The organism is Halobacillus massiliensis, from assembly GCF_900166625.1.
Lineage (GTDB): Bacteria > Bacillota > Bacilli > Bacillales > Halobacillaceae > Halobacillus_A > Halobacillus_A massiliensis.
In genome coordinates, this window is the sequence record NZ_LT800499.1 from 2,860,965 (window position 1) to 2,878,781 (window position 17,817).

18 protein-coding genes and 1 tRNA gene are annotated in these 17,817 nt (G+C 40.5%); 11 read left to right on the forward strand and 8 right to left on the reverse strand.

The features are described from left to right. The first annotated feature begins 1,042 nt into the window (after window positions 1-1,042). The 6 genes from B7E06_RS22255 to B7E06_RS22125 all read left to right on the forward strand — a co-directional run bounded on the left by B7E06_RS22255 (window position 1,043) and on the right by B7E06_RS22125 (window position 7,453). On the forward strand, window positions 1,043-2,143 hold the full coding sequence (locus tag B7E06_RS22255) for an NTTRR-F1 domain (protein WP_082234619.1): 1,101 nt from the start codon (window positions 1,043-1,045) through the stop codon (window positions 2,141-2,143). 1,397 nt (window positions 2,144-3,540) lie between these two features. After that, window positions 3,541-5,094 (forward strand): NTTRR-F1 domain, encoded by a 1,554-nt coding sequence (locus tag B7E06_RS14205; RefSeq protein ID WP_082234615.1) that lies wholly within the window; start codon window positions 3,541-3,543, stop codon window positions 5,092-5,094. Window positions 5,095-5,734: 640 nt separating this feature from the next. Then, window positions 5,735-6,199 carry an ImmA/IrrE family metallo-endopeptidase gene (locus tag B7E06_RS14210; protein WP_082234616.1) on the forward strand — a complete coding sequence of 155 codons (465 nt, stop codon included), beginning with the start codon at window positions 5,735-5,737 and terminating at the stop codon, window positions 6,197-6,199. Between the two features lie 222 nt (window positions 6,200-6,421). After that, on the forward strand, window positions 6,422-6,646 hold the full coding sequence (locus B7E06_RS22115; protein WP_179134061.1) for a tyrosine-type recombinase/integrase: 225 nt from the start codon (window positions 6,422-6,424) through the stop codon (window positions 6,644-6,646). 80 nt (window positions 6,647-6,726) lie between these two features. Beyond that, window positions 6,727-7,041 carry a tyrosine-type recombinase/integrase gene (locus tag B7E06_RS22120; protein WP_082234618.1) on the forward strand — a complete coding sequence of 105 codons (315 nt, stop codon included), beginning with the start codon at window positions 6,727-6,729 and terminating at the stop codon, window positions 7,039-7,041. 40 nt (window positions 7,042-7,081) lie between these two features. Next, window positions 7,082-7,453: a tyrosine-type recombinase/integrase gene (locus tag B7E06_RS22125; RefSeq protein ID WP_342743634.1), complete on the forward strand. Its 372-nt coding sequence runs from the start codon at window positions 7,082-7,084 to the stop codon at window positions 7,451-7,453. A gap of 104 nt (window positions 7,454-7,557) precedes the next feature. Here the strand turns inward: B7E06_RS22125 and B7E06_RS14220 are convergent. Then, window positions 7,558-7,630: transfer RNA gene (locus B7E06_RS14220), tRNA-Val, on the reverse strand. Window positions 7,631-7,858: 228 nt separating this feature from the next. On the opposite strand from B7E06_RS14220, the gene B7E06_RS14225 reads away from it, so the two are divergent. The 4 genes from B7E06_RS14225 (at window position 7,859) to B7E06_RS14240 (ending at window position 10,343) form a co-directional block, all read left to right on the forward strand. After that, window positions 7,859-8,590: an alpha/beta hydrolase gene (locus B7E06_RS14225; RefSeq protein WP_082234620.1), complete on the forward strand. Its 732-nt coding sequence runs from the start codon at window positions 7,859-7,861 to the stop codon at window positions 8,588-8,590. A gap of 13 nt (window positions 8,591-8,603) precedes the next feature. Beyond that, the gene (locus B7E06_RS14230; protein WP_082234621.1) at window positions 8,604-9,116 is read left to right on the forward strand and encodes a YjcG family protein; all 513 of its coding nucleotides are present in this window, start codon (window positions 8,604-8,606) and stop codon (window positions 9,114-9,116) included. A 5-nt stretch (window positions 9,117-9,121) separates the two neighbouring features. Next, window positions 9,122-9,550, forward strand: a complete 429-nt coding sequence (locus B7E06_RS14235; protein WP_082234622.1) for a GNAT family N-acetyltransferase — start codon at window positions 9,122-9,124, stop codon at window positions 9,548-9,550. 103 nt (window positions 9,551-9,653) lie between these two features. Then, window positions 9,654-10,343, forward strand: a complete 690-nt coding sequence (locus B7E06_RS14240; RefSeq protein WP_082234623.1) for a DUF421 domain-containing protein — start codon at window positions 9,654-9,656, stop codon at window positions 10,341-10,343. Here B7E06_RS14240 and B7E06_RS14245 read toward each other — a convergent pair. The 3 genes from B7E06_RS14245 to B7E06_RS14260 form a co-directional block, all read right to left on the reverse strand. Beyond that, on the reverse strand, window positions 10,325-11,227 hold the full coding sequence (locus B7E06_RS14245) for an MBL fold metallo-hydrolase (protein WP_082234624.1): 903 nt from the start codon (window positions 11,225-11,227) through the stop codon (window positions 10,325-10,327). The two genes, B7E06_RS14240 and B7E06_RS14245, sit on opposite strands and share 19 nt — an antisense overlap. Window positions 11,228-11,564: 337 nt before the next feature. After that, window positions 11,565-11,876, reverse strand: coding sequence for a DUF1360 domain-containing protein (locus B7E06_RS14255; RefSeq protein ID WP_082234626.1), 312 nt, complete (start codon window positions 11,874-11,876; stop codon window positions 11,565-11,567). Between the two features lie 60 nt (window positions 11,877-11,936). After that, complete coding sequence (locus tag B7E06_RS14260) at window positions 11,937-12,182, reverse strand: hypothetical protein (RefSeq protein WP_082234627.1); 246 nt, start codon at window positions 12,180-12,182, stop codon at window positions 11,937-11,939. Window positions 12,183-12,372: 190 nt separating this feature from the next. Here B7E06_RS14260 and B7E06_RS14265 point away from each other — a divergent pair, with 190 nt between their 5' ends. Continuing rightward, window positions 12,373-12,825 (forward strand): CotY/CotZ family spore coat protein, encoded by a 453-nt coding sequence (locus B7E06_RS14265; protein WP_082234628.1) that lies wholly within the window; start codon window positions 12,373-12,375, stop codon window positions 12,823-12,825. A gap of 117 nt (window positions 12,826-12,942) precedes the next feature. On the opposite strand, the gene B7E06_RS14270 is transcribed toward B7E06_RS14265, so the two are convergent. From B7E06_RS14270 to mgtE, 4 genes are all read right to left on the reverse strand, one after another. Continuing rightward, window positions 12,943-13,473: a CotO family spore coat protein gene (locus B7E06_RS14270; RefSeq protein ID WP_082234629.1), complete on the reverse strand. Its 531-nt coding sequence runs from the start codon at window positions 13,471-13,473 to the stop codon at window positions 12,943-12,945. Between the two features lie 110 nt (window positions 13,474-13,583). Next, entirely contained in the window at window positions 13,584-14,360 is a 777-nt protein-coding gene (gene fabI, locus B7E06_RS14275) for an enoyl-ACP reductase FabI (protein ID WP_082234630.1), read from the reverse strand. Between the two features lie 174 nt (window positions 14,361-14,534). Beyond that, window positions 14,535-16,385 (reverse strand): monovalent cation:proton antiporter family protein, encoded by a 1,851-nt coding sequence (locus B7E06_RS14280; RefSeq protein ID WP_082234631.1) that lies wholly within the window; start codon window positions 16,383-16,385, stop codon window positions 14,535-14,537. Between the two features lie 16 nt (window positions 16,386-16,401). Then, window positions 16,402-17,766 (reverse strand): magnesium transporter, encoded by a 1,365-nt coding sequence (mgtE, locus tag B7E06_RS14285; protein ID WP_082234632.1) that lies wholly within the window; start codon window positions 17,764-17,766, stop codon window positions 16,402-16,404. Between the last annotated feature and the right edge of the window lie 51 nt (window positions 17,767-17,817).

Genomic DNA, 17,817 nt, shown 5'->3' on the forward strand with positions numbered 1-17,817 from the left:
GATTTTTAAAAACAATCAATCTGTTCTCAAACCCTATGGTGAAAGGGTTTTGGGAGCTATCATATCATGCCGCCCATTCACTGTATAACATCAAAAAATGAATATAGGATGTAAGAACCTCGTATAATCCACTTTCCAACTTTACGGCATCGGTATGTGTTAAATAAGGTAACAGTACTATTAAAGAAAATTCAGGAATATCCAGTCAAAAGTTCTTGCTCAAACTTGCCACGAGACGACCTACAGTTTAGATGGCTGTTAAAGGAACCCTAATTAAAAACACTGAATAGCTTAAAACCCTGTTAAATTAACTATCTCTGGTATCTAGTCAAATATAAAAAATAAAGAAACTGGGGCAAAAAATAATAAAATTCTATCCCAGTTATGCCCCATTATCTAAAATCGTTTTACTTCATTATAAAACATGATTCATGTAGGAGAGATCATTTAAACAATCGTTCCCCTTTAACAGAACAAAGAACATGATCCACTATTCTTAAATTGCTTTCTTATCTGAAGACTCAGTTTCAATATAGAAAGCAAGTAATACCATCTCCACTAAATTAAGCTGCTACCATCACATATCGTTTGAATGAATGGTTAAGCTTGTGGATATAATGTACTAAAATTATTTTCAGTGGGGGAGATATTACGTAACATGTAGCAGGGGCAATCTATATATCGTGCAGTATTATCCTATTTTACTTTGGAGGCTTTGAAGATTTCATACCATCTACTAATATGGACTTATGGATTTATCTACTTTTCTTTATTGGTCTAGGATACGTTGTTTTTGGTATAGTAGATGACTACAATCGAAGAAATCGTAATAAGTAGACGACACTCATTAAATTGGGTGTCTTTTTCATTCTGTCTCAACTTTGCCTTTTAGAGCTTACAGCCAGCTCTCCTCATCTATCGATTCACCTAAAATTTAAGTTACCTTTTTCTAGCTTACTGCTGGGGTACCATCCATTCCTTTACAGAGAACCAAGCATAAAATAAGAGGAGATGGAAAGCAGATAAAAAGGAGGTGAATGATATGACCATTATTAATCGAATCACGAATGGAGGATTTGAAACAGGGACCCTTGCTCCTTGGATGAGTCTTAATGCCTCTGTCACTTCAGCGGCAAGTCATACGGGGACTTCTAGCGCTCTCTTATCCCCTGCAAGTAGTACGGCTCTACTCTACCAGACTTTTTCAATAAGTGAAGGGGAAAACTTTGAGTTCCTTGCTTCCTTGGCCAGAACGAACAGGAATCCCAGTCCTCAATTATTAATCACTTTGACGTACTATAATGAAAATTTAAATCCCTTGGCTACAGGGTTAACAATCAATATACCGTGGGATAGACTTTCGGCAGTTGGAGAGTGGTTAGAAGTTTATGGAACTTCTTCTCCTGCACCAGCCGGCACAGCTATCGGGGTTTTATTGATTCAAAAGCTTCCGCGATCGGGAGGCTCTAGCGTCTATGTGGATGATGTGGCTTTACTAACGGTAGAAGCTATAGGCCCTACTGGACCCCGAGGAGCCACCGGATCGACTGGGCCGACGGGACCCACTGGATTCACAGGACCGACAGGAGCAATGGGACCAACCGGATCGACGGGGGCAACAGGAGAAACAGGACCAGCCGGACCGACAGGGCCAACAGGGGAAACAGGACCACCCGGAGCCACAGGATCCCAAGGGCCTCGAGGAGAAACAGGATCTCTAGGACCATCAGGACCAGGAGTAACACCTGCTTTTGGTTCGTTATATGGAGTTGATTCCGCTAAAATTCCCCAACTAGGACGACGAATTGTTTTTGATTTTCCAGGACCCTATCAAAATACTGCAGTTATTCCAGGAACAAATTTTATACGAGTGCTTGTCAGAGGAACATATGAGATAACTGCAAGTCTGGAACATATTAATTCGAATGGAAGTTTCGTTCGATATGAAATCTGGAAAAATGACCTCATTCCAATTCCAGGTTCAGAATTTACTTCACAAGCAAATGGAAGTGTATCTATAAGTAAAACTATTCAAGTTGATATGGGTAGTTCTGATTTTTTGACAGTGGTTCCAATTTTCATAAGCTTAGCCGGCACCGCCCAGTATTCCGCTCCAACATTAACAGTAAATCGAATTGGATGACAAATAAAAAATTCGAGAGCATTAATCTTAAAAAAAAAGAAAAAATTGACTGATAAAAATTCAATTATCCCCAAATTAGATGATCGTCCATAAGTCTCCTCCTTACAAGGACCTGGCACCATCTTATGCAAGTGACTAGGAAAAGAACGGGAAATGGGCATAAAAATTGCTTGTTCTTTCAAAATTAAGCAGGAGTAAGGAAGGAACGCAAAAGAGTTTCTTTATAACTGAGGTCTTGAGGAAGATTGTTCAGATCTCTAAAGGAAATGACTGACCTCCTATTAAAAGAGAAGCCTCTCAAAAGTTTATATAACTCTTGAGAGGCTTTTAGATTTAGTAAAAGATTTTTAAAAACAATCAATCTGTTCTCAAACCCTATGGTGAAAGGGTTTTGGGAGCTATCATATCATGCCGCCCATTCACTGTATAACATCAAAAAATGAATATAGGATGTAAGAACCTCGTATAATCCACTTTCCAACTTTACGGCATCGGTATGTGTTAAATAAGGTAACAGTACTATTAAAGAAAATTCAGGAATATCCAGTCAAAAGTTCTTGCTCAAACTTGCCACGAGACGACCTACAGTTTAGATGGCTGTTAAAGGAACCCTAATTAAAAACACTGAATAGCTTAAAACCCTGTTAAATTAACTATCTCTGGTATCTAGTCAAATATAAAAAATAAAGAAACTGGGGCAAAAAATAATAAAATTCTATCCCAGTTATGCCCCATTATCTAAAATCGTTTTACTTCATTATAAAACATGATTCATGTAGGAGAGATCATTTAAACAATCGTTCCCCTTTAACAGAACAAAGAACATGATCCACTATTCTTAAATTGCTTTCTTATCTGAAGACTCAGTTTCAATATAGAAAGCAAGTAATACCATCTCCACTAAATTAAGCTGCTACCATCACATATCGTTTGAATGAATGGTTAAGCTTGTGGATATAATGTACTAAAATTATTTTCAGTGGGGGAGATATTACGTAACATGTAGCAGGGGCAATCTATATATCGTGCAGTATTATCCTATTTTACTTTGGAGGCTTTGAAGATTTCATACCATCTACTAATATGGACTTATGGATTTATCTACTTTTCTTTATTGGTCTAGGATACGTTGTTTTTGGTATAGTAGATGACTACAATCGAAGAAATCGTAATAAGTAGACGACACTCATTAAATTGGGTGTCTTTTTCATTCTGTCTCAACTTTGCCTTTTAGAGCTTACAGCCAGCTCTCCTCATCTATCGATTCACCTAAAATTTAAGTTACCTTTTTCTAGCTTACTGGTTTTCCAGCATTCTGGGGTACCATCCATTCCTTTACAGAGAACCAAGCATAAAATAAGAGGAGATGGAAAGCAGATAAAAAGGAGGTGAATGATATGACTATTATTAATCGAATCACGAATGGAGGATTTGAAACAGGGACCCTTGCTCCTTGGATTAGTTTAAATGCCTCTGTCACTTCAGCTGCAAGTCATACGGGGACTTCTAGTGTCCTTTTATCCCCTCCAAGCAGCACAGCTATACTCTATCAGATTTTCCCTGTTAGTGAAGGGGAAAACTTTGAGTTTTTTGCTTCCTTGGTCAGAACGAACGGGAATCCCAGCCCTCAACTGTTAATCACTTTGACGTACTATAATGAAAATTTCAATCCCTTGGCCACAGGGTTAACAATCAATATACCGGGGGGGAGACTTTCGGCAGTTGGAGAGTGGTTAGAAGTTTATGGGACTTCTTCTCCTGCACCGCCAGGAGCTGTTAACGGGTTATTATTGATCCAAAAACTTCCGCGATCAGGAGGATCTAACGTCTATGTTGATGATGTAGCTTTACTAACGGTTGAAGGTGGAGAACCAACGGGAGCAACTGGACCAACAGGAGCCACCGGAACGACCGGACCAACCGGGCCAACGGGAACCACTGGACCAACGGGAGTTACAGGACCGACAGGAGCCCCAGGGCCAACTGGACAAACCGGAGCCACAGGAGTAACGGGAGCAACCGGGCCAACGGGAGTCACTGGACCTGCTGGCCCTTCCACCCCTAGTTCTGTTAATCGCATTTATGTAGCAAACCTAATCAGTAACAATGTATCTGTCATTAATGGAAATACAAATACTGTCATCACGACGGTACCAGTGGGTAGGAACCCTTTTGGAGTAGGCGTGAATCCTATCACGAACCGCATTTATGTAGCAAACCAAGGCAGTAACAATGTATCCGTGATCGACGGAGGGTCTAATGCCGTTATCGCTACGGTACCCGTGGATAGTGTCCCTTCTGGAATAGGCGTGAATTCTACCACAAACCGCATTTATGTAACAAACCAAGGCAGTAACAATGTATCCGTGATCGACGGAGGGTCCAACACCGTGATCGCGACGGTACCAGTGGGGGATGCCCCAATTGGAGTAGGCGTGAATCCTACCACGAACCGCATTTATGTAGCAAACGAATTCAGTAACAATGTATCCGTGATCGACGGAGGGTCTAATACCGTTATCGCGACGGTACCAGTGGGGTTTATCCCATTTGGAGTAGGCGTGAATCCTACCACGAACCGCATTTATGTAGCAAACGAAGCCAGTAACAATGTATCCGTGATCGACGGACTGTCCAATAGTGTCATCGCGACGGTACCCGTGGATAGTGTCCCTTCTGGAGTAGGCGTGAATCCTACCACGAACCGCATTTATGTATCAAGCAGTACCAGTATCAATGTATCCGTGATTGACGGACTTTCCAATAGCGTCATCGCGACCGTTCCAGTGGGGACTAACCCTGAAGGAGTAGGTGTGAATCCTTTAACAAATGGGATTTATGTAGCAAACTATAGCAGTAACAATGTTTCCGTCATTAGCGGAAATACAGATACGGTCATTGCTACTGTTGGTGTAGGCACCAATCCAGTTGGAGTAGGTGTGAATCCTTAACTAAAAGTTTGTGGCTTTTCCTTGCCAACTCCCACCTCACCACTTACTCATAATTGTTTAATCCCCCTATTCATCAACGAAGAGGGGATTACATACTTCATCATCTTTTCTTTAGGGCTTCTTTTAATAAGATATTGACTACCTCTGAAACATTTTTCTATTCATTAAGAGCTTGTAAACGGATCGCTTCATGTATGGATTCATCTAATTTTTCTGTTTTAATTTCCACTTGAACATCTAATAATAATGGATGCATCAAAGTTCCCCTCTCTTAATTTAGATTATATTGTTATTAAGAAATTTGTAACAAGAAATAAACACTTAGAAATCCTCATCTCCAAGAAATAAATCTGGAGGACGAGAGTTATCATTTCGTGGTACCCCCACAGTTTGCTGATAGGCTGACAACCTTCAAACTATCTCTATTATCTCGAAACTGAGTCTTCCATAAATCTGCCCTTATCCGGAAGACTCAATCTCAAGATAACTATATCTGGGACAAAAAAACCGACCTTCTTCACCATATTCTTACTCGTAAATTTAAATAGAAATATTTTAGGACAAATCCTTCAACTAAATTACTTTTCACGTTGATAAACAGAACATTTGTTCGTATAATGTCAACAAGGTAGGTGATTTCATGAAATTTCCGGAATACACTACATCAGCACTAGAGGATTGGTTATCTAATTGGTACATCAATAGAAATTTTCAGTACCCAGCCGATCTTGACTTAAACTATATAGCAATGAGATATAACATTTCTATCAACTATAAGCCTATTCAGTCACGTTATACTAGATTTGGAAATTACAAAGAAATAATTCTTAACACTAATTTAAAAAAATCTACTCAAAGAGAACATTTTTTTCATGAACTTTGTCACGCAATACGTCATGTAGGTAAGCAATCCATGATGCCAGAGGCGTTTAGAGAGCTCCAAGAAAGAGATGCTAAACATTTCACCTTATATGGTGCCCTGCCCTATCATATGATCAGTAATTACGACATAAACGATCCAGACTTAATTGAAAGGTGGTCACAAGATTTTAAGGTTAGTCAAGAATTATGTGAAGAACGGTTAAAGCAAATCAAGAGAAGATAATATCATCGGCAAACTAATATTGTACCGCGGATCAAGAAGCTTATGAGCTATGTTACTGGTAAGGAGGTTAAAATTATGGCGAGCTACGAACGTAGGGGAAAGGATTCTTATTTATTAACTGTTTAATTAGGTTATGACGGTAAAGGAAGGCGTAAAAGAAAACGGAAGACCATTCAAGTTGACGAAGCGTTACTTAAGACCAAGCGAAAACTGGAAAACCATTTGAATGATGAATTAGTGAAATTCAAAATTGAAGTAGAAGCAGGAGAATACATTTCCCCCGGCAAACTTAAGTTAAAAGACTTTATAGTGGACTGGGAAACAAAATACGCAAAGAGGAACTTAGGCGATCAAACGCTTGAAGCTTATAAAGGAAACCTGAAGAACCATATCCTCCCTAACTTTGGAGAGCAACGTGTAGATCAAGTTAAAGCCATACACGTGTAAACTTTTTAAGTGATTTAGAACAAAACTCCGGACTGTCACAGGGCACCATTCAATACATTTATAGGGTTTTTCGGAATGTTATGCAACGAGCGCAGGATTGGGAATTAATTAAAAAAAACCCTTTAGCTTCAGTAAGTAAGCCAAAAGATAAGAAAAGGCGTAAAGTAAATGTATTCGAGCCTGAGGAAGTCCACCAATTGTTTGAAGCAGCCATTGATCAACCTCGTCACTGGAGAGTTTTCTTATCATTAGCTTTAGCTTGCGCTATGAGAAGAAGCGAATTACTTGCTTTAGAATGGAACCAGATTGATTTAAATGAAGGAACTATAGAAGTTTCTCAAGTTATTACCAGAGGAGAAAAAGGTAGACCTGTTCTAAAAGAACCGAAAATCTGAAACATCAATTAGAATTATTTCGCTTCCTAAATCTGTTGTATTGGATTTAAAAACTTTTAGAACCGAATGGATGATAGGGAGAATGAAGGTTGGAGACCTTTGGACTGAAAAAGAGCACGAATTTTTATTTTGTAATGAAAATGGCCACCACTTTTATCCAACTACCCCAACTACCTGGTGGCGCCGCTTCACGAAAAAAGCTGGGGTTCGATTTATTAGACTCCATGATTTAAGGCATACCTCTGCCACCACTTTAATAAATCAAGGGATACATGCCAAGATAATTTCAGAAAGACTCGGCCATTCAGACATTAGGATCACAATGGATACTTATGGTCATGCTATTAGAGCAGCTGATCAGGAAGCAGCTAATAAAATGGACGAAGCATTTTACAAAAGGAAAAACATCTAGTTTTTCCTTTTGGTCCACAATCGGTCCACTTCCCTTAAAAATAAAAGAAATGACGCGGCCTCTCCTTGGATGAGAAACCGCGCCATTCCGGCACTTTGTATGGATGATTCCGATTGGGCTCGAACCAACGACCTCCACCCTGTCAAGGTGGCGCTCTCCCAGCTGAGCTACGGAATCATATGTAAAGCTGGTGTTAAGTTGTTCGAACAAATATTAATATACAATGAGAACATAATAATGTCAACGAGTTTTCGAGAACTTTTTACGAATGTCGAAAATTAGGTCTTTATGTCGCTTCATTTTTCGTGAGTACTTTTTCCTGAATAATGTGATAAAATAAGGATGAAACCGTTTTTTGACATAACTGAATTTCTTTTTATTTGTATGGGCGTTAGGAGGCAGCTTATGGGACGAAAAGGAAATATGGAAGATTATACGATTTCCAGTCGATACTTAGATGAAGATATGACGCTGAAAGTATACACCCCTGAGAATTATTCCCCTCTGTATAAGTACCATTTCTGTATTATGCAGGATGGAAACGACTATTTCCAGATGGGTCGTGCAGCTACTCTGAGTGATGTGCTGCATGGGGATCAGGAAATAGAAAATACCATATTTATTGGGATTCACTATAATGATAAATATGACCGCAGGGAAAAATATCATCCTGATGGAGAGAAACAGGGTGATTATGTTAATTTCCTTGTACGTGAGGTTGTTCCATTTCTAGATGAAACACTTCCTGGATATAGTGTTGGCCGCGGCCGGACGCTTGTCGGTGATTCATTGGCGGGTACGCTTGCCTTAATGACTGCGGCAAGATTCCCGAACATTTTTGGAAATGTCATTATGCAGAGTCCTTATATTAATAAGGATGTTCTGGATTATGTTCAGTCCATTTCTGATTTGTCTTCCCTGACGATCTATCATACGATCGGCAATCAGGAGACAGAGGTTGAGACGACGGATGGCCAGGTAAAGGATTTTGTAGGTCCCAATTACGAGCTCCATGATTATTTGATTACTCAGCCGCTTTCTTATGAGTTTCATGAGCTGGATGGCAATCACACGTGGGGAACATGGCAAAAAGATTTTAAAAGAGCATTGTTATCAATTTTTTCAAAGGAAGAATAGGAGGTCACGGAAAATGAAGTACGGTATTGCGATCTTTCCATCAAAAAAAGTACAGGATAAGGCTAATTCTTACAGAAAGCGGTATGACCCGCATTATGCGTTAATTCCACCGCATATCACAGTAAAGGAACCCTTTGAGGCGGATGAGCAGCAGCTGGAATCTGAGATTATACCAGAGCTTAAAAAGATTGCCAGAGAATCTCAGCCTTTTAAAGTTCAAATCAATAGAGTCAGTTCATTTTCACCGGTGACGAATACGATTTATTTAAAGGTTGAACATAATAACGAAATCGATTCTCTGAATGATAAGCTTAATTCAGGTTCTCTTCCTAATAATCAGGAATACTCCTTTGTCCCTCATATTACCATTGCACAAAAGCTGTCGGATGAAGAATTCTCAGACGTCTTCGGAAGTATGAGAATGCTTGACTTCGACATTGAGGATAGTCTTGACCGATTTCAGCTGCTTTATCAGCTGGAAAACGGTGCATGGAGCGTTTATGAAACGTTCCGTCTGGGAGAGTAAGCGGGATGAATGTCGATATTCGCACAGTAACAACCGATCTTGAAAGAAAAGATGCCTTTTCTGTTCGTGAAAAAGTTTTTATTCATGAGCAGCAAGTCTCTCCTGAAGATGAGCAGGACGATTATGATGAATTTGCCACACACATCGTTGGCTATAACGAGAAGCAGCCGATCATTGCCGGACGTCTTCGTTTCGTCGGGGACTACGGAAAATTCGAGCGCATCTGTGTTCTTTCTTCTTACAGGGGAAAGTCACTTGGTAAGCGGGTCATTACTCATATGGAGCGTGTAACAAAGGAAGCCGGGTATCGTAAGGCAAAGCTCAATGCGCAGACACATGCCGAAGGTTTTTATAAAAATTTGGGCTATGAAACCGTCTCGGATGAGTTTATGGATGCCGGGATCCCTCATGTAACGATGATTAAATCTTTATAAATATAGATAAAGACCTGTCAATGTGGCAGGTCTTTTTTGAATAATTTTTGTTTTCCCTGACCACAATGCTAAAAAGACTAACAATACGGGCAGGGGATTTTTTATGGACTATATGAGAATACTTGTTGAGTCCCTTTTTGGGTTTGGAGCTTTACTTCTCTTAACCAAAATACTCGGAAAGACAGAAATCACGCAAATTACGGCATTTGATTTTATTGCTGCCCTTGTCCTGGGAGAATTAGTGGGAAATGGACTGTATGATACAGAAGTAGGAATTCCACAAATTGCTTTCGCCGTTTTATTATGGGGATTAATGATTTATACTACACAATTCATTACACTTAAATTCAAAAAGTCGCGCAGTGTTCTTGAAGGGAACCCAGCGGTTATTATTAATAATGGGTCTATCGATTACGAGGAGATGAAAAAAAGTAAATTGGATATTAATCAGCTCCAACATCTGCTCCGTCAAAAAGACATTTTTTCTTTAAAAGATGTTTTGTTTGCTGTTCTAGAAACGAATGGATCCATTTCAGCAATTAAGAAGCCCGCTGCAGGAACACCTACCCGCTCTGATTTTAATTTACCCCTCGCAAGTCAAGCTCTGCCAAGGCTGCTCATTAGTGATGGCGAGGTACTTTGGGACAACTTAGAAGAGCTGAATTTGAATAAAAATTGGCTGGAATCGGAACTTCAGAAACAAAATTTCTATTCGGTGGAAGATGTTCTCATTGCGGAATACACTCCTGGCGAAAAGCTTTTTATTATGGGCTATCAATCAACCACCGGGTAAAACGTCCACTTAAAATCACTCACATCATGGGTGATTTTTTTGTTGTGAATTAATCCTGTTACGTAGGCGGTAACAGCTGTTTTAAACAGAAGCCACTGAGGAAGATTTCTTCCATTCACCTCAAATTTTCTACAAACGGCGGCCACTGTCTCCTCATGGGTCACCCCATCTGGATGCTTACTTACAAGCTCTTCTACTTCATTCATAATATTTAAATGGTAATCAATGTTTTCCTGAAGCGTTTTTCTAAATTCTTTTTCATACATACCGTGGCCCGGGACTGCTCCTTCTGTCTTTACTTGCATGAGCTTCTCAAGAGATTGTATGGTCTTCACAGCATCTGTTATATAAGGGATTCTGTGCTTATGAAGCTGTTCTTTTCCAAAATAGGCATCAGCCGCGTAAAGCGTGTCATATGCTGCAAGTGACAGCTGATGATAACTGTGTCCTGGTGATGCAATAGCTTGTACTTTTAATGTGCCTATTGCAAGCATACCTTCTTCTGCTATTTCATCCACTCTCATCGGCGGTCCTTCCAAAAACTTATTGCGCAGCTCAGGTAGTGGATCATTTCCACCGAATAAATAAAGCGGTTCTAAGGAGGGGTTTCGCAAAATCGCTTCTTCAAAACGCGGAGCTATCGTATGTAATTGAAAGCGCTCCTGCAAGTATGCCGCTCCCCCATAATGGTCCGCATGGGCATGTGTAATAAAAAGATGTGTCAAAGGAAGCTTTCGCTGTTCAAGCTCCTTGACCACCTTTTTCACGGATGATGAATCGATTCCTGTATCAATTAGTAATCCAGTTTCTCCATCCGTGACATATCCGATATTTACAGCACTTTCATAAATATAACAATATGAGTTAATTTGATTAAATGGCATAGTTCGTTCTCCTGTAATAGTACTTTCTATATTGTTTCGCTGAAGTGGTGTCCTTTTCCTGTTATTTCTGCATAAACTTTTTCACAATTTCTTAGCCTGCAGTGAAAATTTTGCGGAATGTGCAAGGACGGACTGGAATAAGGGTGTTTATTTCTTTGAGTAGGATTTTCATTTCTTAATGTCACTGGATATACTTTCTCAAGGTAAAGAGGAGAGTTTCTTTTGGGAAGCACTCTCTGTTGATAATCCTGATATTGATATTGAGGTATTGGAAGAATATAACCCATCTCATCCCCTCCTATTACCTACCTTTACCCGTCACTGTTATTTTTTATTCTTACGTCCGCTCGCTAAAAGTGTAAATTAGGGACTGCATGCCGGCAATAGCCATTATGAATAAAAACAGTTCACTATATGGTACAAATAAATGCAGGGCGACAACAATCAGTGCCATCCATACACCGACACACCACTGGCAGCTGAGCAATTCTCCAATCAATCCTTTAGGCTCCAGCCATTCTTCCCCATCTTCTTTTATAATCGTAAAAAACGGGGAGCGGAGCGGTTCAAAAATAACATCCTGAACGACTAGACGTGTCAGCCGAAAACACGCAAAAGCAAGTATGAAAAGGTTCAGCCAATCTCCCATGCATGTACCCTCCCTTTCTAAAGTAAAAGGCCACTACGTCGTAGCGACCTTTTTCACTAACTAAATCCAGGAAAATCCTCCGCGGGAGCTGCTGGATTCATCGTCGTGTTTTTTATGTTTATGTTGGGAACCGTCTTTTGATTCATCCTGAGAACCTCGTCGTCCCCCGAAGAATGGGTCCCACCCTCTGTGTTGCTCTTTCTTGTGATCATCTTTACGATGATTTTCAGGCTGTATGATGACATTATCTGCTTTAATTACTAAGTCCTTGACGTAGATGACTTTTTCTTTTTTCTTTTCAGACATACCTTTCATCTCCTTATTAATAGTCATTGTTACTTTATGGTGCAAATGTCCATTTGGTGTAGTCAATCGCCTAACTGCAAGTCATTCCCTTGTTTTTTTACAGAAGAGACAAACGCCCACACCTGAGATGGGTATCTACATATTCTATTAAAGACATTACGTCAATACGTATTGAGAGGGGCTACAAATAATGAGCTGTGGAAAACATCATGATTCAGGAAATTGTGTATGTGACATTTTAAAAGAAATTGTGGCAGCACAAAATGATGTACTTTCTGATTGCAACACAAGTTGTGAGCAATCAATAGGAGACTTATTAGGGGATACGGGTGGATCAGGACATGACACAGTGCCTGTGCTTCTTTACTGCAAAGGAACCTGCAAACCATTCAAGGGGTATGGAGCTCGTCGAGATTCCATCGAGCATATCAAATCCAGCTTTTACTTCCGTGTAAAAGATGTAGATAAAGATTGCTGTGCTACATTAGAATTACTGCGGGATCCTGATGATAAAGACTGCAATCCTGACTCTCCAGTCGATCAGGAAACTGGGCACTTAAGAGCAACAGGCATCTGTATTACAGTCGACTTGTTCTGTTTCTGCCATATAACATGCTTACCAGCAATTACAGCGCTATCTTAAATGATAAAACTGCGGCCTTAACGGGGCGGATTTAAAGCTTGCAGGTGTTTACTGCAGGCTTTTTTTTCTATAAAAAAGACGGCCGCGGCCATTCGGCTCGCGGCGTTTCTATATGCCTTAAAAGCCGATCAGCCGAATATCCTTAATTTCCTCAAATGGAAATTCCTGTTGAAATGGCTTTTGAAAAGTTTTCATTCGGACAATACCGTCTTCATAGCTATTGATATAGCCTTTAAAGGTTTCATTTCTCTCAAATGCCGTGACCTGACATTTCATTTTCGGTACTTGAGGCGGGAGCTCTACAAAGTACCGGACTTTTTCTTCTAAATCCATGTCACGAAACATCTGTCTGCGCTCTATTCTCTTTTCCCGGCGTTCGACTGATTCTGATGCTGTCTCTGCTTTAGGCACCTCTTCTCCGGCAGTCTCCTCTTTCTCTTCCGGATCTTGCTCACTGCCTTCCGCCTGTGTCTCTTCCTCCTCTTTAAACTTAAGCTGGTTTCTTAATCGAAGTTCCTTTTCATGGAGGGAAGTGTCTTTCACAGGGGCCGTACGAAAACTAGTCTGCATGGACACTTCAGCCGGCGGCAGGTTCGGCTGAGTGATATAAAGCATAGGCGGTTTCACAATTTGTTTTTTACTCGCCACGACTCATCTCTCCTTTTAATATCATCATTCTATGTATATGCTTTAAAAAGTTTTCATGTACGGAAAAATTGAGAGACAAAAAAAGCGCCCTTCAAAAGGCGCTTTCTTAATCAGTATCCTACAATATTGAACCCTGAATCTACATGAATCAGTTCCCCTGTAATGCCTCGGGAAAGATCGCTCATAAGGAAATAAGCTGTGTCTCCAACTTCTTCTTGTGTAATTGGACGGCGAAGCGGTGATTTTTCCTCGATGACTTTAAGGATTTTGTTAAAATCACCAATTCCTTTCGCGGACAATGTGCGAAGCGGTCCGGCAGAAATAGCATTTACACGAATGCCGTGTTTGCCTAAATCGTTTGCCAGGTAACGGACGCTGGCATCCAGACTTGCTTTTGCCACACCCATGATGTTGTAGTTCTCTACAACTTTTTCCCCACCGAGATATGTCATCGTTACAATGCTGCCGCCTTCAGACATTAGCGGCTGGGCAGCACGTGCTACGGCAGTTAAGGAGTAAGAGCTGATATTATGGGCTGTAAGAAAACCATCACGGCTCGTATTCAAGTATTCCCCTTTAAGCTCATCACGATTAGCAAATGCAATACAATGTGCAAGTCCATGAATAACACCTACGTCTTTTTGAATGTCTTCAAATGTCTGGATGATTGCTTCATCATCTGTGACATCACATTCGTAAAAAAGAGATTCAGGCCCTTCCAAGGTTTTTGCCAGATCACGAACAGACTTTTCAAAACGCTCGGATGCATAGGTGAAAATTAAGCGGGCTCCTGCTTTGTTAAGAGACTCAGCAATTCCCCAGGCAATGCTGCGTTTATTTGCTACCCCCATTACTACATATGTACGGCCTTCTAGTGAAAAATTCATTTCGTCTCCTCCTAAAACTTAGTATTTGTCCTTAGTATCTGCTCTCATTGTATATTACAAGTGCAGTAAATACAATTTCCAGAGAGTACAATACCGATAGATTAAGGGTTTTAAGTTCTCTATTATTCAATGAAAAACCCGGGAAATCATATCCCGGGTTTTCTCTTTCATTTATTAGTATTCAAGCTGTGTTCGCAATTCATCCACATAGTCATGGGTTCCGGTAACGATCAGCTTATCACCGAGCTTTAGTTCCGTATCGCCGTGAGGAACAATAGAGTCTGTTCCGCGGAAGATCCTTACCATAATCACATCTCCAGTGAAAGGAAATTCTCTTAAATAAACACCGTTGAAAATTGGATTGTTCATATTAATTTGATAGAGCGCATTGTCCTGCTGGGTCATAATTTCAATAACACTCGGAGCTTCAATCATAGCTTTTAGAAGTACTTTCGTTGACATCAGTACAGAGAATACGTGAATGTCATGTTCCTTCATTTCATCACTTAAAGCAGGAGATTCTACCCGGACAATTACACGATCTACTTCCATTTCTTTGGCAAACTTCGCAATAGAAGCGTTGCGTTCTTCATCCCCAGTAGATACGACGAGAACATCTACATCGAATACTCCGATTTCTCTCATTTTTTCTACGTCATAAGAATCGAGTTCTTTAATATCAAACGTAGACCTTGATACTTTTTCATCGATTTTATCATTCTTCGTATGATAAAGATGTGTTTCAAAAAGCTGCTCATCTAATTCTCTTACAACCGGCAGTGTCATTTGGTTGGACCCGATAAATGAAATTTTTTGAACCGGCTCTCCACTTTCGGCCTTGCCGTAAATTTTCTTAAATAAAATAGGGGTAGTCAGACAGGTGAGCACGGCTACTAAAATGAGCGCACCTTCCATCTGAGCATCGATCATACCTTCCCGTTCTGCAATTGCGGCGGCTGCTATCACAAGAGACAGTGTGGAAGTTAATAGAAAACCAGATCCTACAACGGTTTTCATGTCATACCACTTGCGCATAATAAACACTGGGAGTAGCTTAGAAACTAGCAGTGCTAAAAAGAGCAGCGGGATAAGAATTAATATCCTTGGGTCTGCCAGCAGTCCCCATAAATCAAGTTCCACTCCAACCATCACGAAGAAGATTGGAATGAGAAATCCATAACCGAAGCTGTCGAGCCTTTTAACTAATTCTGGGTTTGGAGAAAGCAAGGATACCAGGGCCCCTGCAAGGAATGCACCTAGAATGTTCTCTGCCCCAACCGTTTCAGACACAGCGACAAGAACGATGATTAGAGTAAAGACGGCCCGCGTATCAATTTGAATGGTGCCTTTCGTCATCGTTTCAATAAAGGACTGGTTTCTAAATCTTTTCCCTAAACCATACAAGAGGATACCCGCTCCAAAGAGGACGAGCAGCAGCCACATGTTTCCTCCGCCTTCTCCATAAATGGAAACAAAAACAGCAAGGAGGATCATTGTTGCTAAATCCGCTATAACCGCAATGAGCAGGATGGTCTGCCCAATTTCAGTTTTCATCATATTGGCATCTTTTAATGTCGGTACAACAACCCCAAGGGAAATAGTAGAAATAATCAGTGTCATTAAAAAGGCATTTTCAATAAATCCAGCCAGTACAAACATATAAGAAAGGCCGAGAGATAAAATAAAAATTCCGATAAAGACAATGAAGGCCAGCTTCACCGGACTAGGAGGACTGCCTGCGTTGTTTTCTTTTTTAGAACTTTTCTTTCTCTTACTGAACAGAGAGAAGTCAATCTCAAGACCGCTTAAAAACATTAGAAATATAAAACCAAAGGTCGATAAAATTTCCAGCCAGTCATCTGGCTCTACCAAATTAAGTCCGCTCTGGCCAATTATAAGACCGACTATAATCTCAGCTACCACCACTGGAATCATTTTAAGTTTAAAACGGTGAAGTAAGATAGGGGTAAGGAATGCTGCAATAATTACAATAACGAGTGAAGTGACGGAAGCTCCGTGTTCCATGAGCTCGTACCTCCTTTCAAATTAAGAGATTCATAAACGCAGTAGCCATACCAAAATAAATAAGTATGGAAATAATGTCATTAATCGTTGTAATAAATGGACCTGACGCCACAGCCGGGTCAATGTTCAGCTTGTGCATCACTAACGGAACAAGGGCACCTGCGAGCGTCGCTACAACCAGTGTGGCCATAATAGAAAGGCCGACAAGTAAACCTAAAAAGAAATTATGCTGCCAGAGATAGACAACCACTGTCGCTATCACCCCACAGCTTACACCGGTGATCATCCCTGTACCGGCTTCGCGCAAAATCATCTTGACTTTACCCTGTTTATCTATCTCTCCTGTAGCAATACCACGTACCGCTACAGCCAGGGCCTGTGTTCCTGTATTACCAGCCATTCCGGCAATTAAGGGAATAAAGATTGCTAGAATAGCTACTTGATCCAGTGTATCTTCAAAACGGCCGATCAGACTTGCTGTTAAGCTTCCAAGGAATAAGAGGATAATCAGCCAGGGAAGTCGCTTTTTTGCTGAAGTAAATGCATGGTCATCCGGTGTATCAACATCAGAGATGGCGGCAAATTTGTTGTAGTCGTCACTTGCTTCTTCTTCCATAACATCCATAATATCGTCGACCGTAATGATCCCAAGCAGATGCTGCTGAAAATCAACAACAGGCAGGGCAAGAAAGTCATAGTCTCTCATCATCCGGGCGATTTCTTCCTGATCTTCACCAACAGATACTGAAACTACACGTTCGCTCATAACATCGGAAATCAGCCAGTCTTCTTCAGAAATAATTAGATCACGTAAGGATATAACTCCGACCAGCCGCTTCTCATCATCGACCACATACGTGTAATAAATAGTTTCAGCATCGGGAGCTTCATTTCTTAAATGAAGCATAGCTTGACGAATGTTCATTGCCGCTTTTACAACAACGAACTCGGTGGTCATGATGGAGCCTGCCGTCTTTTCTTCATAATGAAGCAGATCTTTAATCTCTTCAGCTGATTGCTTATCCATTATCGTTAAAAAGCTTGCCACTTTTTCTTTATCAAGCTCATTTAAAATGTCAACGGCATCATCTGTAGACATTTCAGATAGTATTTCTGCAGCAAATCTCGGATCCATTTCTGTAAGAAAAGGTTCAATCTCTTCATAATCGATATGTTCCATTACATCTGCTGCTTCTTCAGGAGACAAATAGGTATAAATTTGCAGCCGGACACTATCATCGACTTCTTCAAAAATCTTCGCCTGGTCATAGGGATGTAACTCTAAAAACTCTGCTCTAAATTGATCAATCTGCTCGTTAAAAAGGGCATCTTGAATATTACTCCATAGTTCCCGGCGAGTTTGATCATCTAAATGTTCCATACTGCTCCCTCCTTCTCCTGTATAAAGACCGTTTTATAATAAGCGCCTGTT